This is a genomic window from Mucilaginibacter glaciei (assembly GCF_014773245.1).
In the GTDB taxonomy this organism is placed as follows: domain Bacteria; phylum Bacteroidota; class Bacteroidia; order Sphingobacteriales; family Sphingobacteriaceae; genus Mucilaginibacter; species Mucilaginibacter glaciei.
On the sequence record NZ_JACWMX010000008.1, the window covers coordinates 25,136 to 49,113 of the forward strand.

Consider the following 23,978-nt stretch of genomic DNA (forward strand, 5'->3'; position numbering starts at 1 on the left):
AGTTCATCCTAAAAAGGGCCTGCAAAGATAGTTTGCAGGCCCTTTTTTAGGGTACATAGTGTATTTAAGTAACTGATCACACTACCCTAAATCCACATAAAAATTATCAAAAATGAATTTGTAACTAAATACTTAATGATAGTATCCAATTAAAAATAATGATTAGCTGTCATAATAGTAAAAACGTTTGATGTGCCTAAAAGCGTGTAGGGTTTAATTTTTAGTTATTAACTTTAATGTGTTTTGGCACCCAGTTGTATGAGGATATTTTTACGGATAGCTTTTGCCTTGTTTGTTGCGTTTCCTATGGTATCGTTTGCCGGTACGGATAGCCTGTTAAACGCGCTAAAAACAGAGATAAGCCGTAAAGATACCTATGACGCGGTAAAGCAAGCCCGCATACAAAAGCTCAAAAAATTTCAGCACAGTCTTTCGCCTTATAATTATGATGCGCAATATGACGTAAGCCTTAAACTATACGAAGAGTATAAATCCTACCAGTATGATTCGGCTTATGTTTATGTAAACAAGCTCAAAAACATCAGTATAGGTATGAATGATTTATCGCGCACCTATTACAGCCAGATTAAGCTTGGTTTTATACTGCTTTCATCGGGAATGTTTAAAGAGACCTTTGATTGTATGAAAGGCATCAATCCCAAACTGTTGGTAGACTCTATGAAGGTGGAGTATTATTTTATTATGTATCGCTGTAATACCGATCTGGCTAAGTACAACAACGATAAATATTTTAGTCCCGAGTACATGAAAGCGGGTTATGCCTATATAGATTCTGCTATAGCGCTTACCCCAAAAGGATCAATCAACTGGATGCATTATACCGGTTTAAAAGATGCCCAATTAAATAATGATATCAGCAGCACAAACGAACTGAGTAAATTATTATATTCGGGTAAGCCCATATCCATGCATTTACGGGCAATGATCAATTGCTCATTGGCAATCAAATATTTAAATTCCAATAGGCGCGATGAGGCTTTGATGCTGCTAACCCAATCCGCCATTGCCGATATTAAATCATCTACAAAGGAAACCGTTGCTCTATGGATGCTCGCCGAGCAGCTTTATAAAAACCAGAATATTAAGGATGCCTATAACTTTATACAATTAGCAAAGGCTGATGCCGATTTTTACGGAGCCAGGCAACGCAAAATCCAGATAGGGGCGATACTACCCCTCGTTGCTGCCGAGGAGCTTAACCACTCCGAAAAGGAAAAGAACAGGATACTGATGTACCTGCTTGCAATTACCGGCCTGGCATCGTTGGTTATTTTGTTTTTGTTTATGATTTACAAGCAGTTAGGTAAACTTAAGCATAAAGAACGCATTATTGAAGATCAAAATATCCAGCTGAAGGACATTAATCACAAACTGGAAGAAGACGCGCATATTAAAGAGGAGTACATCGGCCAGTTTTTTAAAATCATCTCCGGCTATATCTTAAAACTCGAAAAGCTAAAAATGTCGGTAGATACCAAGCTGTCGATCAAAAAGTACGATGATATCCGGTTGATCATCAATAACATCAACATCAAGAAGGAGCGTGAGGTGCTGTACTACAGCTTCGATCATATCTTTTTAAAGATCTTCCCGAATTTTATCCCCACGTTTAATTCCCTGTTCGAGGAAAAAGACCAGATATGGCCACAAGAACATGAAGTGCTTAATACCGATCTTCGCATTTTCGCGCTGATCCGGATGGGGATCAATGACAATGATACCATCGCTAAAATACTGGAGTATTCGGTAAATACCATTTACGTTTACAAAATGAGGATCAAAGCGAAGGCTAAAAATCCGGAGCAATTTGAGCAAAGGATAATGGACATCAAAGCAGTGGACTCGGTAGCTTAACGCCGGAAGGCGAATATGAGATAGGGAGTTTTAAAAACTATATAAAGCCTTTTTGAGCATTTAAAATGCTCAAAAACCTTAAAAATCAGTTATATTTTTCGATGGTTTTTATTTGTTAAATACTTTATAATGAGGTTTTTAATCTTTAAATTTCTTATAAATTTTTATAAATAAGCTAAAGCAGTAGTTAATTAGCAGTAAGACATACATCTTTGTATAGGTAAATAATACTTTAATAAGTTTACAAGCCAAAACCAATAGCCTGATGAGGGCTGAATTATAAACCAATTTAATACCGTTCAAGATTTTATTTTTTGTTAACTGATAGTGTTATTACGCTTGAAGTTTTGCAGGGCTTTTACGACTGACAGTTTTTAGTCGGCCTTTGCAACGAAATGGAAACCATGTACTAAAATTTTATATAACCAATTTTTAATTAAACCACAAACTATGCAATTTAAACAGTTACTCACATTATGTTTTTTTGCTTTAACCTGCTTGTTCGTACAGCCCGCTTTGGCGCAGAACAAGGTTGTTACAGGTAAAGTAACAGACAAGAAAGACGGATCGCCTTTAATAGGTGTATCTGTGGGTGCAGGTGCCGGCACAGGCACATTAACAAGCGTTGACGGTACCTTCAGATTATCTGTACCGGCAAGCACAACAAGCCTTTCATTAAGCTACATCGGCTATAAAGCAACAACTGTTGCGCTTAACGGCCAAACATCTGTAAACGTGTCAATGGAATCGTCCAGTACATCTTTAAACGAGGTTGTAGTAATTGGTTACGGTACCCAGCGTGTACGTGATGCGACGGGTTCTGTTGCTTCGATTGGTACAAAGGATTTTAATAAAGGTGTTATTGCAACACCCGATCAGTTATTACAGGGCCGTATTGCAGGTGTGCAGGTTACGCCTTCAAGTGGTGAGCCTGGCGCAGGTGCAACTATCGCCATCCGTGGTGCAGGTTCTATCCGCTCTGGCGACGGGCCGCTTTACGTTGTAGATGGTATCCCTATCGATAACGGTGGTGGTAGCTCTGGCGGTTATGGTGTAGGTGCAGGTAGCTCATCAGCACGTAACCCATTATCATTTATCAACCCTAACGATATCGAGAACATCTCTATATTAAAGGATGCATCATCTGCTGCTATCTACGGTTCACGTGGTGCAAACGGTGTTATCTTAATCACAACCCGTAAAGGCCGTAAGGGACAAGGTATCCAGTTCTCTGCTAATACAAGTGTTGCCAGCGTTGCAAAACGTTATGACATTTTAGGCCGCGATGAGTTTTTGAAAGCAGTTACAAGTGTTGGTGCAAATGCTGGCCCGGTAGCAGCCGGAGGTGTTGATTACGGAGGTAATACAGATTGGCAGAAAGAAATTTTCCGCACAGCGATATCTCAAAACTACAACTTAGGTTTTGGTGGTGCTAACAATTCGGGTGGTACTTACCGTGCAACCTTAGGTTATGATAACCAACAAGGTACTGTTAAAAATTCAGCGTTGAAACGTCTTAATGCACGTATCAACGCGTCTCAAACTTTCTTTAAGGATGTTGTGAGGTTCGATTTACAATCTTCCTACTCAAACGTGAAAGATCAGTTTGCGCCTATTACTAATAACGCCGGCTTTAACGGTAGTTTAGTAGGTGCTGCTATCCAGTTAAACCCAACTATCCCGGTGTTTGACGCTCAAGGCAGGTATTTTGATATCAATGGTTACAACAGCGATGGTTTCCCTAACGGTAACGGTTTCCGTAACCCAGTATCATTGTTAAATCAAATTGACGACCGTGATAACATCAACCGTTATTTGAACAACCTCTCATTAACTATCAAGTTATTTGAAGGCTTATCATACAAAGGCAACTTTGGCGCCGATATCTCAAGAGGCTTAAGAAAAACCTTCTACGATCCTAAAGTTGTTGGTTATACCGATGCGATCGGTATCAGGGAGCAAAACTTCCCATCGCCAACAGGTAATGGTACAGCAATTTTACAACACAGCGAGTTAACTAACTACACTACTGAGCATACCTTAAACTATGACAAGAAATGGGCCGATAACAGTTCATTAACTGTTTTAGCTGGTTACTCATACCAAACGTTCAAAAACTTTAACCGTAACGATTTCGGCTTCGGTACTTCACAGCCGGGTGTTTTGGTAAAAGATTATAACAATTTTAAAACACACTTAGCTTACCCTGTGGGTGATAGCTCGAGCTACAGGTTACAATCGTACTTTGCACGTGTTAACTACTCTTACAAAGATCGTTACATCTTGACAGGAACTATCCGTCGTGACGGTTCAACCCGTTTTGGTGCTAACAACAAATACGGTAACTTCCCTGCATTGGCAGCTAAATGGCGTATCAGCAATGAAAGCTTCATGCCAAAAGGTGGTTTCTTTGAAGACCTGAGCTTAAGGTTAAACTATGGCCAAACAGGTAACCAGGAGATCCCTTCATACGCTTCTCTGGCTATCAGACAGTTAAACTATAACGGTAACTCAAACCCGCAGCAATACTTACCTAACCCTGATTTGAAATGGCAAACCAACACCACTTACGGTGCAGGTTTAGATTTCACGGTACTTAAGGGCAGGTTAAGCGGTAGTGTTGATTACTTTAACAAATCAATTAAAGACCTTTTATTCTTCCAGGATATTGCGCAACCGGCGTTTTCATCAAGGATCTATGTTAACTTACCAGGTAACGTAAGGAGTACTGGTGTTGAGCTTGGTTTAAACTTTGCTGCTGTACAAGGCACCAAATTTACCTGGGACATTGCCTACAACATGACTTTGTTGAAAAACAAAGTTGAGAACTTTGTGGGCCGTAACATCGTAACCGGTAACATTGATGGCCAGGGCTTATCTGGTGCATACGCACAGATCATTGCTAACGGCTACCCGTTATACAGCTTTAACGTACCTAATTACGCTGGTTTAGATGCTAACGGTTTTGGTATTTACCCACAAGGTATTGATGCTTCAACCATTCAAGGCAGCCCTAACCCTAAATTTACTGCGGGTTTAACCAACAACTTTAATTACGGTAAATGGAATCTGAGCTTCTTCCTGAATGCTGCAACCGGTTTCCAGATCTACAACAATACTGCAAATGCTTTCTTCTACAAAGGCAACCTTGTAAGTGGTCGTAACGTAACTAAAGCAGTAGCTGCATCTAACGAGAATGCACTTAACTCTGGCGAGGTATCAACCCGTTTCTTAGAGAAAGGTGATTTCTTAAGATTAAGCAACGCATCATTGGGTTACACCTTTGGTTTAACTGGCAGCGTATTCAAATCATTAAGATTATCAGTTACAGGCCAAAACTTATTCCTGATCACCAGCTACACTGGCTTAGATCCGGAAGTTAACACAGATAAACAAAGAAACGACGTTGCATCAAGAGGTATAGATTATACATCTTATCCAAAGTCACGTATATTCACATTAGGATTAAATGCAAGTTTCTAAAAAAAATATTAGTATGAAAAAAATAGCTACAAGAGCGGTATTGTGCGGTATAGTATTGATGACTGCCGCCAGCTGCGCAAAATTAGATGAGAAGCTTTATGGCTCGAGATCGTTGGTTGATCCCAATGCAGCAGCCAGCAGCACAGACCTTGGTGGTGTTTACTCACAACTTTATGGTCAAACAGATCAGGCAAACACTTACGCTTTACAAGAGCACTCAACAGATGAAATGATGGGCCCGACACGCGGTACCGACTGGGGAGATTTTGGTACATGGCGCAAGCTGCACACCCATACATGGACAGCAACACACAATCAGGTAAATGATACCTGGGATCAGTTAAACATCGGTGTGTTTCGTGCAAGCCAGGTTATTTCAAAGGCAACTGATGCAAACATTAAGGGCCAGGCAAGTTTTTTACGTGCCTACTTTATGTTCCAGATCATTGATCTTTATGGCCAGGCCCCATTCCGTGACCCGGCAGGTGCAACAACGGCTATCCCTACGGTAATGAGCCGCAGCGAGGGTACTGATTTCATCATCAAAGATTTGGAATTTGCTGAAGCTAACTTGCCTGTAACGTCTGCAAACATTGGTATTGCCAATAAAGCAGCAGCACAAGCATTATTAGCTAAAGTTTATTTGAACAAAGCTGTTTACAAATCAACCGCAGTTGGTGGCCCGTTCACCTTTGTTAAGGCTGATATGGATAAGGTAATTGAGTATGCTAACAAAATTACGGCATCTGGTTACTCTTTAGAGCCTGCAGGTAAGTATTTTCAGGATTTTGCCTGGGATAACTCAACCCAATCAAAAGGTAACATTTTTGGTTTTTACAACACAACAACCAACGCGCCGGCATCAGCCAAAAACCGTTGGAGAATGGGCTTACACTACAACCAGACACCAGATGGCTGGAATGGCTTTACTACCCTTGCCGATTTCTACAAATCGTTTGAGGCTACAGATGAGCGCCGTGGTGTTGCATATCCGGGTTTAACTGATAAAATTGGTTTACGTGCCGGTTTTGCAGTAGGCCAGCAATTTGGTCCCGGTGGTAAGGCGTTAACACAACGCGGTGGTGCACCGTTGGTGTTCACACCAGAAGTTAACTTAAACTTTTCTACCGAAGCACAGGGTATCCGTGTATTCAAGTACTTCCCGCAGCCATCTGCAAACAATACCGTTAATGATGATAACTCTGATAACGATTACGTTATTTTACGTTACGCCGATGTATTGTTAATGAAAGCCGAAGCAATTATGCGTGGCGGTACAGATCCTAACGGCCAGAGCGCTTTAACAATTGTTAACTTAATACGTACCCTGCGTGGTGCAACTGCTGTTGGCAGTGTTGATGCGACAGTAATGTTGGCAGAACGCGGCCGCGAGTTGTACTGGGAAGGCTGGAGAAGAAATGACCAGATCCGTTTCGAGAAATTTAACGATCCGGTTGATCAGCGCCCATTGGCTTCTGCTAAAACTTACACCGTGTATCCAATTCCACAACGTGCAGTTGATACCAACCCTAACTTGAAACAAAACGCAGGTTATTAATTTTAACAACCTGTTTTTAATTAGTTATATTTGATTTAAACGTAGCGAAGAAATTCGCTACGTTTGTTTTTTCTGCACATTTCGATGTATAAAAAGTTAATCCTTCCCCTGATTTTTATCTTTGCGTCGTTGGCGTCATGCAAAAAAGGCGGTGTCGAAAACCCGTTGTTCTCCATCCAGGATAACAGCACGCTTGGTATCAATTTTACCAATACGTTAAATGAGCAAAGTAAAACCAATGTATTCACTTTTCGCAACTATTATAACGGCGGCGGGGTTGCCATTGGCGATATCAATAACGATGGGCTGAACGATGTTTACCTTACCTCTAACCAGGGGGGCAATAAGCTCTATCTGAATAAGGGCAACTGGAAATTTGATGACATTACCGACAAGGCCGGGGTAAAGGGCACTAAATATTGGAGCACCGGTGTAACCATGGTCGATATCGATGGCGATGGCTGGTTGGATATTTATGTTTGCCACAGCGGCAATATTATCGACCGCAAAGGGAACGAACTTTTCATCAATCAACATAATGGCACCTTTAAAGAAGAGGCCGCGAAATATGGGCTGGTTGATAATGGCCTGTCCACCCAATCCATTTTCTTTGACTATGATAATGACGGCGACCTGGATTGCTTTATCCTGAACAACTCTTTCCGCCCTATCGGCTCATTTGATTTTAGCAAAAACCTGCGCGCGGTGGTCGACGAGTTGGGCGGCGCACGCCTTTACCGCAACGATGGCGGGCATTTTACAAACGTTACCAAACAGGCTGGCATCTTCTCGAGCGATATCGGTTTTGGCCTGGGCGTATCTGTAGCCGATGTAAATAACGACGGCTACCCGGATATTTACGTATCTAACGATTTTTTTGAACGCGATTACTTATACATCAACCAAAAGAACGGAACTTTTAAAGAAGACATACAGGAAGAAACAGGCCACCTGAGCCTGGCTTCGATGGGATCAGACATTGCCGATATTAATAACGATGGCAATCTGGATATCTTTACCACAGAAATGCTGCCCGAGGGGGATAAGCGCTTAAAGAAAATGACCTCGTTCGAATCATTCGACGTGATCAAACTAAAACAGCACGATGGTTATTTTAACCAGTACATGCAAAACTGCCTGCAACTGAACAATGGCGACGGCACCTTCTCTGAGGTGGCCTTTAAAGCAGGCGTAAGCGCAACCGACTGGAGTTGGGGCGCTCTATTTTTTGATATGGATAACGACGGCTGGAAGGATATTTTTGTATCTAACGGCATCTATAAAGATTTGACCGACCAGGACTATATAGAGTTTTTGGGTAACAGGGAAAACATGGCGAAGATTGCCGAGAAGCGCAAATTCGATTATAAGAACTTTACGGATAAGATGGTCTCTACCCCGCTGGTCAATTACGCCTTCTCTAACAATCACGACCTTACCTTTACTAATAAGGTTAAAGAGTTCGGGTTAGATCAGCCATCATTCAGCAACGGTGCAGCCTACGGGGACCTGGATGGCGATGGGGATAATGACCTGATCGTAAATAATGTCAACATGCCATTATTCATTTATAAGAGCAATGCAGAAAAACTGCGTAATAATTTCGTTCAGATAAAGTTACAGGGCGAAGGGAAGAATACTTTCGCAGTGGGTACAACGATAAAAGCTTTTGCAAAGGGCAAAGAGTTTACTTATTACCACCAGCCAACACGGGGTTTTGAAAGCAGCACATCGCCTAATTTACTGACAATTGGTTTAGGCAAGGTAAAACAGGTAGACTCCCTGCAGATCATTTGGCCGGGCGGCAAATATCAGGTGGCTAAAAGCCTGCCAGCAAATAAGGTTTATACCTACAAAATGGCCGATGCACGGCTAACCTACAATTTTACCAAACCGTCGGTAAAGCAACTATTTGTAGAAACGGAGAAAACATTGTTTGATTCGGTGCCCAAACATACTGAAGATGGCTTTATCGACTTTGATAACGAGCGGCTGATGCTGCAAATGTTATCTACCGAAAACCCTTACATGGCTAAAGGTGATCTTAACAAAGATGGCCTGGCCGATTTTTATTTCGGCAGCTCGAAGGATAACCCGGCATCAATTTATATCCAGCAACAAAACGGGCGGTTTAAACTTTACCGGCCAAAAGACCTGGAAACCCAAACCTACCTGGAAAATGCAGGCGCTGTTTTTGGCGATTTTGATGGTGATGGGGATGAAGACCTGATCATTGGCGTTGGCGGTAACGAAGATGAGGCCGGCACCATCGTTTATTTCCCCCGGTTTTACGAGAACGACGGCAAGGGTAACCTGCATCGTAATCCGCAAAAGTCTGTGCACGCGGCAACTAATGCGTCGGTCATCACCGCGGTAGATTATGATAAAGACGGCTACCTGGATCTTTTCATCGGCGGGCGCAGTGTACCGGGCACGTACGGCGCATCGCCGGAGTCTTACGTGTTGCATAACGATGGGAAAGGCAACTTTACCGATGTTTCTAAGCAAGTATTGGGCAACAATAGGCCGGGTATGGTTACGGCAGCACAATGGGCTGATATTGACGGCAACGGTTACCCGGATTTAGTAATAGCCGGTAATTGGATGGGCATCAAGATCTTTAAAAACAACAAAGGCAAATTTACCGAAGATAAGCAGCTGGACAATTACAAAGGCTGGTGGGGGAGCCTGCAGGTAGCTGATATTAATGGTGATGGCAAGTTAGATATCCTTGCCGGCAATATTGGGCTCAACTCTAAATTCCACGCTACGGCTACCGAGCCGATGAAGATCTACATTAAGGATTTTGACAGCAATGGTACCAGAGAGTGTGTTACAGAAATGTACCGGAGCGACCATGTGCCGTATGTATTCCACATGAAACCCGACCTGGTTGGGCAGATGCCGCTGCTTAAAAAGAAGTATTTGAAATATGCCGATTACGCGGGTAAACCGTTCAGCGAGATCTTTAATGACGAGGCCCTGCAAGGTGCCGAAGTGCACGAAATGAATTACCTGGCATCGGCTGCATTTATTAACGAGGGCGGCAAGTTTGCTGTTAAACCGTTTCCGTACAATGCACAGCTATCAAACATAGGCACCATTTTAGTTGATGATATAGATAATAGCGGCGCGCCCGCTATTATGCTGGCCGGTAACTTTTATGGTTTTAAGCCCGAGGTTGGCCGTTTAGACGCCAGTTACGGCCAGATTTATAAATATACCAAAAGCGGTTTTCAGTATATTCCACCGGCCAAAAGTGGTATTAAATTAACCGGGCAGGTGCGGTCGTCATTAATGATCAAAAACAGCCGTGGCGAAAAATATTATTTGTTCGGTATTAATGATGATAAGCTAAAAGCATATAAATTACGTTAGTGTACCCATGCTGAAATCTAATCTATTCAGATCGTCTATTTACTTTGGCTTTACTTTACTGGCTGTGCTTTGTGCGTTTAGTTCGTGCAAAAAGAAGTCGGCAGGAGAGGGGATCTTTAAACTGGTTTCGGCTGATAAAAGCCATGTAGATTTTATAAACAAGAACATTGAGTCAGATTCGGTCAATATACTCGACTATCTGTATTTCTATAACGGCGCGGGCGTAGCATCTGCCGATTTTAATAACGACGGGCTGGAAGATCTTTACTTTTCATCCAATCAGGGCACTAGTAAACTCTACCTGAATAAAGGCGGGTTAAAGTTTGAAGATGTTACTGCCAAAGCAGGCTTGGCCGGTACCGGCAGCTGGAAAACGGGTGTAACGGTTGTAGATATCAACGGCGATGGGTTAAAGGATATTTACGTTTGCGTAGTAGCTAACTTCAAGAACTTTAAGGGTAAAAATCAACTTTACATCAATAACGGCGACATGACCTTCACCGAGTCGGCCGCTAAATACGGGCTTGATTTTGCAGGCTTTTCTACCCAGGCATCATTTTTTGATTACGATAAAGACGGCGACCTGGATATGTTCCTGCTAACCTCATCGGTGCATAGTAACGATACCTACGGCGATTCTACCCAGCGCTTAAAGGTGAGCCATGATGCCGGCGACCATTTGTTCAAAAATGATAACGGAAAATTTATCGATGTAACGGCAGGCTCCGGCATTTACTCAGCTCCCATTGGCTATGGCCTTGGGGTAAGCGTAGGCGACTTAAACAACGATGGTTGGGACGATATTTACGTGAGTAACGATTTTTTTGAACAGGATTATTACTACATCAACCAAAAAAACGGAGCGTTTAAAGAGGAGTTGAAAAATGCGTTCGGGCACACCAGTCTGTTCTCGATGGGGAACGCGCTAAGTGATGTGAACAAAGATGGCCACCTGGATGTGATCAGTACGGATATGCTGCCCGAAGAAATAAAGGCGCTCAAATCCACTATAAACGACGAGCCCCTTGATATTTATAACCAGGAGGTAAACGCGGGTTATTATTACCAGTATTCCAAAAATTCGTTACAGCTGAATGTAGGTAACGGCAAAAAGTTTGTCGATATCAGCCTGTACTCGGGCATGTCGGCAACCGACTGGACGTGGTCGCCGCTGGTGCAGGATTTTGATATGGACGGGCGCAAGGATATGTTTTTCTCTAACGGGATCAAAAAGCGCCTTAACGATATGGATTACCTGAAATACCTGGGCGACCCTAACGTGATCAAAGATTTTAAGACCAGCCGTTTCTTCGACCGCGAAAAGATCAACCTGATGCCCGACGGGCAGGTGCATAATTACCTGTACCATGGGGCCGATGAACTGAAATTTAACGATGTGAGTGCCGGCAACGATATGGAAAAGGCGTCTATCTCCTGCGGATCTGTAGCGGTTGATCTGGATAACGACGGCGACCTTGAACTGGTAACCAATAACATGGATGAGCCCGCTTCCATCTATCAGAACATGACGATGGAAAAGGCCGATAAAGACAAGAAGCCCGCATTCCTGAAATTGAGCGTAAAATATACTAAAGCCAACCCCGATGGTATTGGCGCCAAGTTATTCATGCGCTCCAAAACGCAGGTAGATCACCAGGAAATTCAAACAAGCACGGCTTACGAAAGTACACAAGGTAATAATTTGCTTTTCACCTTTTTACCCGGCGATAAACCGGCTGAGCTGATGATTTTGTGGCCCGATAACTCTTACCAGCTGATCAATAACTTCGGCCTGAATAAGAAAACTGTTATTACATACAACAAAGCACAAACGCAAACCGCTGCAGATGTGTCATTACTAATAGCAAATTATTTAAAGGCAGACGAGCAGTTTAACAGCGTGCCGGTAAATGCTAAAATACTGGCTAACCAGCAAACCTTTGAAACTCCCGATTTTAACTATTACAATCTTTTACCACATACCTATTTGCCTCATAACGCCGCGGTTGCCGTAGCCGATGCCAATAACGACGGGATAGATGATATTTACGTTGGCGGTATAGCCGGCGAAGAAAAGTATATTTTAGCCGGATCAAAAAGCGGGGCCTTTACTAAAGTGGCCATAACCGGGTTTGACGGATTTAAGCAATATGGCGATACCGGCGCACAATGGGTGGATGTTAATAACGACGGCCTGCCGGACTTAATCGTGCTGAGTGCTAACCACCCGTTCCTGGAACCGGGCAAGCGCATGCAACCGCGATTGTATATGAACAAGGGCAACTTTAAGTTCGAATATGAGGCCCTGCCCGTAGTGGCCGACCTGGTGTCAAAGATTTTTATGTATGATTTTGATGGCGACGGGCTTAAAGACATTTTATTGGCAGGTAGTATTTCTTTTACCAATTATACAGCACCTGCGGCTTCGGTCGTATTGCTGAATAAAAAGGATGGCAACTTTGCCATCGCGCCCAAGAACCAGTTTGCAGCAGTAACAAATATTCGTTTCATAACAGAAATTACCGCTGCCGATGTGGATAAGGATGGAGTGGCGGATGTTATCGTATCGTCGGAGTGGCAGCCCATCCAGATCTTCCTGAACAAGAACAAAAAACTGGTTAAATTTTCAACGCCTTTACTGGACGATGCGAAGGGCTGGTGGCAGTCTGCCGCTATTGCAGATCTTGATGGTGACGGCAAAGCCGATTTGATAGGCGGTAACTGGGGTACCAATAACAAGTATAACGTCACAGATAAGCAGCCGCTGTACGCCTACAATAACGATGTAGATAACGATGGCAAGAATGACCTAATCTTGTCTTATTTCTACAAGGGAAAATACTACCCCTTCCGCCCCAAGAATGATCTGGAGCAGGAATTGCCGTTCCTAAAAAAGGAGTTCTTAAGCTTCCAGAAAATGGCTGATAAGACAACTGAGGAGATCTTTAAGGATAAATTAACCGATAGCGGCCGCTTGGTAGCCAACCAGTTCAGGAGTGTTTACATCAGCGATATCATGAACGCGAAGAAGGTAAGCGAGCTGCCGTACCTGTATCAGCAGGCACCTATCCGCGCAATTATCCCGCTTAATAACAAGCAACGTGATGTATTATTGAGCGGTAATTTTTGGGGTGTGGTACCTTACGAGGGTAAATATGATGCGTTAGGCTTGGTTACCATGCACTACGATGCCAGCAGTAAACGCCTTGCTACACCGCAATACTGGCTCAATCCATTATTAAACGCTCAGGAGATCAATAGCCTGCAACCTATCAAAACAACTGCGGGGAGCGCATTTATAGCTACCACCTATGATGGTAAACTGGTATTGATCACAAAGTAATTAACCTAAAATATAGGATAATAAATTTTGGTGATCCATTTGGCGGTATCTGTTTGGGCCTGCCTGTCGGTTATGATCAATTCATAGGGCATTGCCGGTGGGGTAAGGTGATGGTCGCGGGTGTAGTTCTTTAGCTGCGCCATGGCGTTATCTATCGTTTTACGGCCCCCCTTAACCTCGGCCTCTAAAATATTCCCCCCCTTAAGCATGTGGTTTACCACATAACCGGCATCGGGCATAATCGCTTTGTTAATAGGGATAGCCACCATTACCTGGTATTCATTGTTATCAACCTTAAAAATATTCAGCATGGGCTGGTTGCTTTCTTTAACACCTTTGGCCGCTATCTGCTTTTTAACGTTGGCTATTAAGCTGTAAACGTTTGCTGTGGTAGGGTAGGTTTTGGTAGTGGTGTTGGTAGCCAGCATGGTCTCATCGGTCACCTTTTTCAAGTTAACCTTCATGCCGTATACGTTTACATCCTTTTGCATAAACTGTTTGAAATGGCTAAGCAAGCTGCTCATCTCCGTTTGGATCTCTTTTATCTTTACAAAACCGGCAATACGGCCAAAAATATTGAGGCTGCTTTGCTGCGACGCATACCAGGTAACCTGCGTTTCGCCATCGGCCACAGCAAGGTAGGTAATGTGGCTGTCTAAAATCTTGTCGCCTTTTTTTATCTGAACCTGGATATCGCCGTTGGTGCTTTTTAAAAGTTTATAGATGACGCCGTTGTTGGTATAAACGGTGCTGTCGTCGCCGTTATGGCTGCCCGGCCACCATTTTTTCCATGACCGCTGCTCAATAATGAATTTGGCAACGTTAGCATCTGTACCGTCTATATTCACCACACTTTTGGCGATAATATTTTGCGGGATGATGTAATAAATACTTATAAAAGCCAGTAACAGTAAACCCAATATAATCAGAGCCGGTTTTTTCATAGAAGTTGGTCGGTAAAAAGCAAATAGAAGGCGGGTTTATACGCCTTTAAGCAACGCAAAAGTAACTAAATAGCCCGGTTAAAATCAAACAGTTTTTATGGCCGCCATCTTCTATAAAAACCCTATATTAGCCTGTAAACAAAGAAAAAGCCAATAGATCCTTTACGTTAAAGTAAAGGGATTTCTTTAAACCAATTGATTGTTATGAACCGTTTCCTGTTTTTGATTGCGGGCATGTTGATACTTTTTGCATCCTGTAAGAAAGCTGATTACCAAAAGGTTACCCACGACCCAGAACTGTACCGCGTTACCGTTAAAAAGCTCAACGACGTAGTGTTAGAAAACAACTTTCCGCCCGTTATTGCTTCACGTAATTATGCCTATGCTAATATTGCCGCCTATGAGGTGATCGCCGCCGGCGACCCGAAGCATTTCCGCTCCTTAGCCGGGCAGATCAAACACCTCACCGCAACACCCAAACCGAATAAGGATAAAGAGATTGATTTTCAGTTTGCGTCGTTGCTATCCTTCTGTTTTGTAGGCAATGCGGTAACGTTTCCGGAAGGCAGCTTAACCACATACGTAGATGAGCTGAAACAAAAGGCGAAAGACGCGGGTATGCCATCAGACGTTTTCGAAAACTCTGTTGCTTATTCTGATGCTGTGGCCAAACACATAATGGCCTGGAGCAAAAAAGACAACTATGCGCAAACCCGCAGTGCCAGCAAATATACCGTAAACCGTACCGATGGCCGCTGGATCCCTACGCCGCCCATGTATGCACAGGCGCTGGAGCCACATTGGGGCGAGATCCGACCGATGGTGCTGGATTCGGCCTCGCAGATCCCGGCCCCCGAACCACCACCTTATAACATGACGGATAAGAACGGCAAATTTTATAAGGCCGTTATCGAGGTTGAAAAAATGGTCGACAGCCTCACTACAGATCAACGCCACATGGCCGATTTTTGGGATGATAACCCATTTAAGCTGAATGTTATCGGTCATGCATCGTTCGCAACTAAAAAGTTTTCGCCGGGGGGGCATTGGATGAATATAGCAGGCATAGGTACAAAAATAGCAAAGTCGGATTTTGGTTCGACCGTTGCCGCCTACACCGAAACTTCCATTGCCTTATTTGATGCCTTTATCAATTGTTGGTACGTAAAATACAAAGCCAACAGCGTGCGCCCCGAAACGGTGATCACCAAAATGATCAACCCGGATTGGCGGCCATATATCCAAACCCCGCCATTCCCGGAATATATTAGCGGACACGCGGTCATCTCAGCTGCCGCGGCAGAGGTTTTAACGCACGATTTTGGTAATGAAGTGGCCTATACCGATTCGTCCGAATCTGAATTCGGCATTGCGCCACGCAAGTTCCCATCCTTTAGGGCGGCGGCAGAAGAGGCGGCCCTGTCGCGTGTTTACGGCGGTATCCATTATAAAAATGCCTGTATTGTAGGCACCATGACGGGCCGAAAAATAGGTGTGTTAGTTAACCAAAAATTGCAGTTAAAGATCAAAAAATAAAGATTTATAAATGAAAAGGATCCTGTCCCTCACCACGATATTATCAATTTACGCAGTAGTAAGGCTATCGGCACAAACGGTTAGTCCCTGGGTTATCAAGGCTGATAAAATAGATCCCGCAAATTATTACGGTATTACCGCCGCCAACGGGATGATTGGGATCGTATCATCGCCCGAGCCTTTTAAAGTGAAGAATGTAGTACTGGCCGGTGCGTATGATCTGTACGGCCGTGGCCGCGTAAGCAACTTTCTAAACAGCTTCAACCTGCTTAACATGTACCTGGAGATAGATGGCAAACGCCTGGATGCTAAAATGGTAAGCAATATGCGCCAGGAACTGGATATGCACCATGCTGCGTTTACCACCACGTTTGATTACCAGGACAAGGCCACTATCAGCTATACCTATTATTCGCTGCGCCAGTTACCTTTTACGGTATTGATGGATGTGGCAGTTACCGCTAAAAAGCCGATCAACATAACTGCCGCCAGTGTAATGGAGGCCCCCGATGCCCTAAAACAGGTAGAGAATTATTATAACGAGATTGACAGGCCGCATGTAACCATCAGCCTGCTCACCTCCACGGCTAAAAGCCCTACGGGTAAATTACAGCTTTGTGCATCCACCTCGTTTTTGTTTAACGAAGAGCATGGTAAAGAGCCGCGCGTGATCCATGAGATGTGGGACAATAACATGCACCTCATGAAGTTTAGCCGGGCTATCGCTGCGGGCGAAACCTATAAATATGGAGTCACCGGATCTTCTATCACGTCAGCCCATCATGCCGACCCGCTGAATGAGGCCGAGCGTTTAACCATTTTTGCTAAACTGGAGGGCCGCGACAGGCTGATCCAATTTCATAATAAAGCCTGGGACGAGCTTTGGAAGAGCGATATACAGATAGAAGGCGACGCACAGGCACAGCAGGACGTACACAGTATGTTGTATCACCTTTATTCGTTTTCGCGAGAGGGTACTGCTCTCTCGCCATCGCCAATGGGTTTGTCGGGTCTGGGTTACAATGGCCACGTATTTTGGGATACCGATCTGTGGATGTTCCCGGCTATGCTGGTGCTGCACCCCGAGATCGCTAAATCTATGGTGGATTACCGTTTCGAAAGACTGGAAAACGCGCGCAAAAATGCCTTTTCGCATGGTTACAAAGGCGCAATGTTTCCCTGGGAAAGTGCCGATAGCGGGGTGGAAGAAACGCCTGTATGGGCTTTAAGCGGCCCGTTCGAGCATCATATCACCGCCGATGTGGCCAACGCCGCCTGGAGCTACTATTGCGTAACGCAGGACAAACAATGGCTGCGCGAACGTGGCTGGCCGATGCTGCAAGCCACTGCCGATTTTTGGGTGAGCCGTGTTGAACGCAATGGCCCCGGCCATTATGATATCAAAAACGTAGTAGCTGCCGATGAGTGGGCCGAAAATATTGACAACAATGCTTTCACCAACGCTGCCGCACAGGTTAACCTGCGCAATGCCACCGCCGCCGCCAGGATCCTTGGCATGACGGCGAACCCCGATTGGGAGTACGTGGCACAAAATATCCCGATATTAAAAATGGCCAACGGCGTAACCAGCGAGTTTGCCACCTATAAAGGTGAGGGTATTAAGCAAGCCGACGTTAACCTGTTGGCCTACCCGTTAAAAACCATTACCGACCCGGCGCAGATCAAAAAAGACCTGGAGTATTACGAAACCCGCGTACCTGATGAAGGCACACCTGCCATGACACAGGGTGTATTTGCCCTGCTATATGCCCGTTTAGGTAATGGCGAAAAGGCCTATCGTTGGTTTAAGGAAGCTTACGAGCCCAACCTGAACCCGCCGTTCCGGGTAATTGCAGAAACCAAGGGCGGTACCAACCCCTACTTTGCAACCGGGGCAGGTGGTATTATCCAGGCCATGCTTATGGGTTTCGGCGGGTTGGATATTACCCCAACCGGCATCACACAGATCAAAAGCAAGCTGCCTGCCAACTGGAAATCGTTAAAAATTACCGGCGCAGGTGTCAATAAAGTAACGTATACGGTCAAATAATTAAAGATTTTTAGAAGTTTTTCTGAAAAAATATGGTAATTCAAGACTTTCGCAGTCGCTCGGCTCCTGCCTTTTGAATTTTATTATTAGGCCTTTTTACAGTCGCTCGGCTCGTGCGGAGTGAAATTTCGCAGTCGCTCGGCTCCTGCCGAGTGACCGTTATTATGAGGCCTCCGGCCTACAATCCGGCGGCGGCACGCCGCAAAATAGTCGTCACTCGGCAGGAGCCGAGCGACTACAAAAAGGCCTCTTGGCAGTCGCTCGGCTCCTGCCGAGTGACATTTATTATTAGGCCTCCGGCCGACAACCCTGTGGCGGGACGCCGCAAAATAGTCATCACCCGGCAGGAGCCGAGCGACTGCATAAAAGGGAAAAAGTAGATAATCCTCTTTCCGCTTGCGGAGAGAGGGTGGTCGAGCGAAGCAACGACCGGATGAGTTGAATGCGACGAATGCTTCAAAACCCACTAACAAAATCGATCTTTAAGCGTTTAATAGCCAATGAGCATACCTGCAATTATTAAAAATCTTTCTGTTATAGATACTGACCGCATCATAGAAATGGCCTGGGAAGACCGTACACCGTTCGACGCGATAAAAGCGCAGTTTGGCCTTACCGAACAAAATGTAATTGACCTGATGCGCAGGCAGATGAAGCTATCCAGCTTTAAAATGTGGCGGGCAAGGGTGCAGGGCAGGCAAACCAAACACACCAAACTGCAGGTTGATGGTACCGATAGGTTTAAATGCAACCTGCAACGCCAAATAACGCTGAACAAGATCAGTAAACGGTAAATTGCCTTGTCGAGATGGCCGTCGCTTTGCAATTTGCGGGGTGCCAAATTACTGGTGTTAAACCGTAAAACACCCGTTGCCAATCAGTTATGATTATTACTCTACTGTAAACCGAGTAATTTCTTAATTGTCTTATTATTAGTTACTTATGTTTATATTTTATTGAATTATGTAAACCTTTGTAAACCCAATTAGAGTTAGCAGATCGCTTACTATCATCGCCACAGGCACCGCCCGGTAATTGCGCTATTTTTATTACCATTGTAAAAACATCCAAAAAAAATGTAAACGCTATCTATCTCGCGGTGGTCGCTTTTGTATTAAGCAGTTGCAGCTACACTGTTTATGACATGAACCGCGGCGAACTCAAAATCGCTAAAAAGGCAACCTATACAGTTAACTACACCACGCTGATTCCTAACGGTACGCCTGCCGAAATCAGTTATACCGATAAAGACGGCGCGCAACATACCGATAAGTATGCTACCGGCGGGCGTTGGGAAAAAGTGATAGAAATGCCTTCTGGCACGGCTATTAAATTCCATGTAGATGTAACCCTGCCAAAAACCGAACCGGCAGGCAGGTTAGTAACCACTATAAAAGTTGATAACAAAGTAGTATCAGAACAGATCTAAACCGGCAAAAAGGTTATGTACAGGTTTGCCTTTAAACTGCCTTAACCGGCAGTTTCTTCTGGCTTAAAAGATGATATGTGCGTAGTTTTAATGCTGAACACAAAAGATTTACCAACACTTATTTTGATGGCCTTATCCTGGATCATCGATTTGATAGTTTCGTCGGTTTTTAAGGCCTCGTATAGGTCGCGCGCAACGGCAGAGCCGCTAATGTTATTAATAACCTTACCATTTTCCATCTGCAGGCTAAAGGTATAGCCTGATTTACCGCGATCGCCGGCAGATTCAAAATCAGTGATATTCAATTTGAAACTTTGCTCTTCAGTAAGGCTTCTCTTCAGGTGAAGGCGAATAACCGGGATATATTTTCTCCAGGTTGTAAGGTATTTTCTTTCTTCCATGTGAGGGTAAAGGTATCAATATAATACGATTAGCCCGCTAAATTGGCAATAAAGCGCAAAAAAAAGCGGGTAACTGTGTAGTTACCCGCCATATAGATTGTGTTCACGATGAGATTCGAACTCATATCGACGGCTTCGGAGGCCATAATTCTATCCATTGAACTACGCGAACGGTTGCTGCTGCAAATATACTATTAGATTTAAGAGTTAAGAACCAAGATTCAAGCCGCAGCGAATAAATGAAGTTTTCTTTATTCTTTACTCTTGATTTCTTGCATCTCTTAACCTACACGTTAAACCTGAAGTGCATAATGTCGCCATCGGCCACTACATAGCTTTTGCCTTCTACAGACATTTTGCCGTTTTCTTTGATCACCGCTTCAGAACCGTTAAATTTTACAAAGTCATCATATTTGATCACTTCTGCACGGATAAAACCCTTTTCAAAGTCGGTGTGAATAACACCGGCTGCCTGCGGTGCTGTAAAACCCTGGGTGATGGTCCAGGCACGTACTTCCTGCACACCTGCCGTGAAGTAGGTGGCCAGATTAAGCAGGCGGTAAGCCGCTTTGATCAATTTATTTACGCCCGATTCTGTCAGGCCCAGGTCGCCTAAAAATTCCTGGCGCTCTTCGTATGATTCCAGTTCGGCTATCTCGGCCTCTATCTGTGCAGATATCACTAATACCTCGGCACCTTCTTCTTTAGCTACCGCTTTTACCTTTTCTACATAGGCATTCCCGGTAACTACAGAGCCTTCGTCCACATTACAAACGTACATTACCGGTTTAGCGGTAAGCAGCCAGATATCTTCAATGTATTCTTTATCTTCTTCTTCAACGGGGGCAGTACGCGCGCTTTTGCCTTGCAGCAAGTGATTTTTGTAGATGGTGAGCACGTCGTAAGTTTTTTTTGCTTCCTTATCGCCGCCTGTTTTGGCCATCTTCTCCACCTTCTGGATCTTCTTTTCAATCGATTCCAGGTCTTTCAGCTGCAATTCGGTGTCGATGATCTCCTTATCGCGGATAGGGTCTACAGAGCCATCCACGTGGATCACGTTATCGTTATCAAAGCAGCGTAAAACGTGCAAAATAGCATTAGTAGCGCGGATGTTGGCTAAAAACTGGTTACCTAATCCTTCGCCTTTGCTGGCTCCTTTTACTAAACCGGCAATGTCGACAATTTCAATAACATTGGGTACAATGCTCTTAGGGTTAACTATTTCGGTTAGTTTGGTCAGGCGCTCATCCGGCACGGTGATCACACCCACATTTGGTTCGATAGTACAAAACGGAAAGTTTGCAGCCTGTGCCTTTGCGTTTGATAAACAGTTAAAAAGTGTCGACTTACCTACGTTCGGCAAACCTACTATACCACATTGTAAACCCATATTGTTTTTAAATCAAGATTATAAGACGCAGGAATTAAGAAAAGAATCTTGTCTCTTGGATTCTTGTTTTCCTGCCTCTTTTAAAGCCGCAAAGATAACAGAAAAAACTACCTTGTAATTTGAAAAAATAAACGACTTTTGCCAGCAGTACCAATTGGTATAAAACAAGGCATAAACATGTAAATAAGAGGGTTTTTTTATGGAAGAAATGGTTGAGCAAATAGAATTGTTACTGGAGCAGGAGGATACCACACAGCTACAGGAATATCTGAATAACCTCAACATATCTGACGTAGAGGAACTTATAGATGAACTGCCCGAACATGGCCCTAAGTTTATAGAAATATTGTCTATCAACCGCGCGGTGAATGTTTTCCGTATCCTGGATTTCCCTACACAGGAGCGTATCATTAAAAAACTATCGGGTAAAAAGGTTAGCGAGATCATAAACGAGTTACCGCCGGATGACCGCACCGCTTTTTTTAGCGAATTACATGGCGATGCGGTTACTAAACTGATCCTGCACCTGTCGCCTGACGACCGCAAGGAGGCGCTTTCCCTATTAGGTTACAAAGAGGACAGCGTTGGCCGTTTAATGACACCCGATTATATTGCGGTGAAAAAAAGCTGGGACGTTACGAGGGTACTATCGCACATTAGGCGTTACGGCAAAAACTCCGAAACCATTGATGTTATTTATGTAATTGGCGATAATGGTATTTTGCTTGACGATATCCGGATCCGCGAGATACTGTTAGTTGCGCCCGAAACAAAGGTAAGCGACCTGATGGATGGCCGCCTGATAGCCCTAAGTGCTAATGACCCGCAGGAAGACGCTATAAATGTATTCAGGATGAATAACCGTACGGCCTTGCCGGTGACCGATGACGACGATATTTTATTAGGCATCGTAACGGTTGATGATATCCTGTGGATAGCCAACGAAGAATATACAGAAGATATCCAAAAGATAGGTGGTACCGAAGCTTTGGACGAGCCTTACCTGGATATTAACCTGTTCCGCCTTGTAAAAAAGCGGGTAGGCTGGCTTGTAGTTTTGTTTTTGGGCGAGATGCTTACCGCCACGGCAATGGGCTTTTTTGAGCATGCGATTGAACAGGCCGTTGTGCTGGCGTTGTTTATCCCGCTTATCATATCCAGCGGGGGTAACAGCGGTTCGCAGGCATCCACATTAATTATACAGGCCATGGCCTTGGGAGAGGTAACTATTGGCGATTGGTGGCGCGTAATGCGCCGCGAGATCTTATCCGGCTTGATGCTGGGCGTAACCTTAGGTTTGATCGGCTTTTTCCGTATCGCCATCTTCAGCGCGTTTAGTGATCTGTACGGGCCGCATTGGGCGTTGGTAGGTATCACCATCGGCTTCTCGCTTGTCGGTGTGGTGTTATGGGGATCTTTGGCGGGTTCCATGTTACCTTTATTGCTTAAAAAACTGGGTGCCGACCCTGCAACTTCCTCCGCACCATTTGTAGCTACATTGGTAGATGTTACCGGCCTTATCATCTATTTTAGCATAGCGGTGCTGATATTGAAGGGCACACTTTTATAAATTTATTTTACAGTTGATATTTTGTTTGTTTGAGCATATTTAGTTAGTTTTAAAGAAACTAAACTTTAACTCAACCAATGGAAACACCAGAACACCCATTCGAACACACAAAAGATCAAAACATCTTATTATCAGAAGAAGCGCAATACTATCTTCAAAAGGCCGGGCAATGGGCTAATTTTTTGTCAATTATTGGCTTTATTGTAACCGGTTTTACGGTAATAGGTGCGCTATTTGTGGGTACCGTATTCACCAATGCCGCTAAAATAAACCCGATGATGCCTTACCCTGCCATGATGGGGTCTATAATGAGTGGCTTTTATCTGTCATTTGCGGTATTCAACTTTTTCTTTTCGCTTTACCTTTACCAGTTTGGCAGCAAGGTAAAAGAGGGCATCCTTTACAGCAATACCGGGCAGATGACCGTTGCATTCGGTAAGCTTAAATCCTTTTTTAAGCTCTGGGGGATAGCTACTATCGTTATCATTATCTTATATATTCTCATATTTATAGGGGCTATCGTTTTCGCGGCCAGTATAGGGTCGGCTATGCACACAGGCGGAGGCAGCGCCCTATAAAACAAAACACCCTGCCTTTATGGGGCAGGGTGTTTTATATAATTTAAGGTGTTTGCTGTTGCGTTTATTTAGTACGAAAAATCTTCGCCGGCTTTAGCCACCTCCGGATTTTCGCCGTATTCATAGCGTTTTTCTACTACTTCCTGGTGGTCTCTAATATACTCAACCGTTTCTTTTAGGCCCTCGGCAAATTTTTCGAAATCCTCTTTATATAAAAAGATCTTATGCTTCACAAAAACGCCGTCTTCTAAACGTTTTTTACTTTCGGTAATGGTCACATAGTAATCGTTTGACCGGGTTGCCTTTACATCAAAAAAATAAGTTCTCTTGCCGGCTCTAACCTTCTTGGAGTGTACTTCTTCGCGCTCTCTGTTATCAAAATCTCCCATAAAATTCTGTATCGTAATAGTTTTGGTTGGCTAAATATAATTATTTTTTTAAAT

General features: G+C 44.0%; 15 protein-coding genes and 1 tRNA gene. 11 read left to right on the forward strand and 5 right to left on the reverse strand.

Annotated features, from left to right (window positions below):
• Positions 1-258 precede the first annotated feature (258 nt).
• From IDJ76_RS17310 to IDJ76_RS17330, 5 genes are all read left to right on the forward strand, one after another.
• Positions 259-1,875, forward strand: coding sequence for a DUF6377 domain-containing protein (locus tag IDJ76_RS17310; protein ID WP_191164926.1), 1,617 nt, complete (start codon positions 259-261; stop codon positions 1,873-1,875).
• A gap of 498 nt (positions 1,876-2,373) precedes the next feature.
• Positions 2,374-5,358 (forward strand): SusC/RagA family TonB-linked outer membrane protein, encoded by a 2,985-nt coding sequence (locus IDJ76_RS17315; protein ID WP_224746389.1) that lies wholly within the window; start codon positions 2,374-2,376, stop codon positions 5,356-5,358.
• Positions 5,359-5,371: 13 nt separating this feature from the next.
• Positions 5,372-6,916, forward strand: a complete 1,545-nt coding sequence (locus IDJ76_RS17320; RefSeq protein ID WP_191164930.1) for a RagB/SusD family nutrient uptake outer membrane protein — start codon at positions 5,372-5,374, stop codon at positions 6,914-6,916.
• 84 nt (positions 6,917-7,000) lie between these two features.
• Entirely contained in the window at positions 7,001-10,294 is a 3,294-nt protein-coding gene (locus IDJ76_RS17325; protein ID WP_191164932.1) for a VCBS repeat-containing protein, read from the forward strand.
• A 7-nt stretch (positions 10,295-10,301) separates the two neighbouring features.
• Positions 10,302-13,637: an FG-GAP repeat domain-containing protein gene (locus tag IDJ76_RS17330; RefSeq protein WP_191164934.1), complete on the forward strand. Its 3,336-nt coding sequence runs from the start codon at positions 10,302-10,304 to the stop codon at positions 13,635-13,637.
• A gap of 5 nt (positions 13,638-13,642) precedes the next feature.
• Here IDJ76_RS17330 and IDJ76_RS17335 read toward each other — a convergent pair whose 3' ends face one another.
• Positions 13,643-14,581, reverse strand: a complete 939-nt coding sequence (locus IDJ76_RS17335) for a hypothetical protein (protein WP_191164936.1) — start codon at positions 14,579-14,581, stop codon at positions 13,643-13,645.
• 204 nt (positions 14,582-14,785) lie between these two features.
• On the opposite strand from IDJ76_RS17335, the gene IDJ76_RS17340 reads away from it, so the two are divergent.
• The 4 genes from IDJ76_RS17340 (at position 14,786) to IDJ76_RS17355 (ending at position 19,596) form a co-directional block, all read left to right on the forward strand.
• Positions 14,786-16,117, forward strand: a complete 1,332-nt coding sequence (locus IDJ76_RS17340) for a vanadium-dependent haloperoxidase (RefSeq protein ID WP_224746390.1) — start codon at positions 14,786-14,788, stop codon at positions 16,115-16,117.
• Positions 16,118-16,127: 10 nt separating this feature from the next.
• Positions 16,128-18,167 carry a glycoside hydrolase family 65 protein gene (locus IDJ76_RS17345; protein WP_191164938.1) on the forward strand — a complete coding sequence of 680 codons (2,040 nt, stop codon included), beginning with the start codon at positions 16,128-16,130 and terminating at the stop codon, positions 18,165-18,167.
• Between the two features lie 500 nt (positions 18,168-18,667).
• Positions 18,668-18,961, forward strand: a complete 294-nt coding sequence (locus IDJ76_RS17350; protein ID WP_191164940.1) for a TIGR03643 family protein — start codon at positions 18,668-18,670, stop codon at positions 18,959-18,961.
• A 350-nt stretch (positions 18,962-19,311) separates the two neighbouring features.
• Positions 19,312-19,596, forward strand: coding sequence for a hypothetical protein (locus tag IDJ76_RS17355; RefSeq protein WP_191164942.1), 285 nt, complete (start codon positions 19,312-19,314; stop codon positions 19,594-19,596).
• A 41-nt stretch (positions 19,597-19,637) separates the two neighbouring features.
• Here IDJ76_RS17355 and IDJ76_RS17360 read toward each other — a convergent pair whose 3' ends face one another.
• The 3 genes from IDJ76_RS17360 to ychF all read right to left on the reverse strand — a co-directional run bounded on the left by IDJ76_RS17360 (position 19,638) and on the right by ychF (position 21,387).
• A complete protein-coding gene (locus IDJ76_RS17360) occupies positions 19,638-19,997 on the reverse strand; it encodes a hypothetical protein (RefSeq protein ID WP_191164944.1) in 360 nt (119 codons plus the stop codon).
• A gap of 100 nt (positions 19,998-20,097) precedes the next feature.
• Positions 20,098-20,169: transfer RNA gene (locus tag IDJ76_RS17365), tRNA-Arg, on the reverse strand.
• A 114-nt stretch (positions 20,170-20,283) separates the two neighbouring features.
• Positions 20,284-21,387, reverse strand: coding sequence for a redox-regulated ATPase YchF (gene ychF, locus IDJ76_RS17370; RefSeq protein WP_191164946.1), 1,104 nt, complete (start codon positions 21,385-21,387; stop codon positions 20,284-20,286).
• A 199-nt stretch (positions 21,388-21,586) separates the two neighbouring features.
• Here ychF and mgtE point away from each other — a divergent pair, with 199 nt between their 5' ends.
• Both mgtE and IDJ76_RS17380 read left to right on the forward strand, forming a co-directional pair.
• The gene (mgtE, locus tag IDJ76_RS17375) at positions 21,587-22,957 is read left to right on the forward strand and encodes a magnesium transporter (RefSeq protein WP_191164948.1); all 1,371 of its coding nucleotides are present in this window, start codon (positions 21,587-21,589) and stop codon (positions 22,955-22,957) included.
• A gap of 77 nt (positions 22,958-23,034) precedes the next feature.
• On the forward strand, positions 23,035-23,535 hold the full coding sequence (locus IDJ76_RS17380) for a DUF5362 family protein (RefSeq protein ID WP_191164950.1): 501 nt from the start codon (positions 23,035-23,037) through the stop codon (positions 23,533-23,535).
• A gap of 68 nt (positions 23,536-23,603) precedes the next feature.
• Here IDJ76_RS17380 and IDJ76_RS17385 read toward each other — a convergent pair whose 3' ends face one another.
• Positions 23,604-23,924, reverse strand: a complete 321-nt coding sequence (locus IDJ76_RS17385) for a DUF3276 family protein (RefSeq protein WP_191164952.1) — start codon at positions 23,922-23,924, stop codon at positions 23,604-23,606.
• Positions 23,925-23,978: the final 54 nt, after the last annotated feature.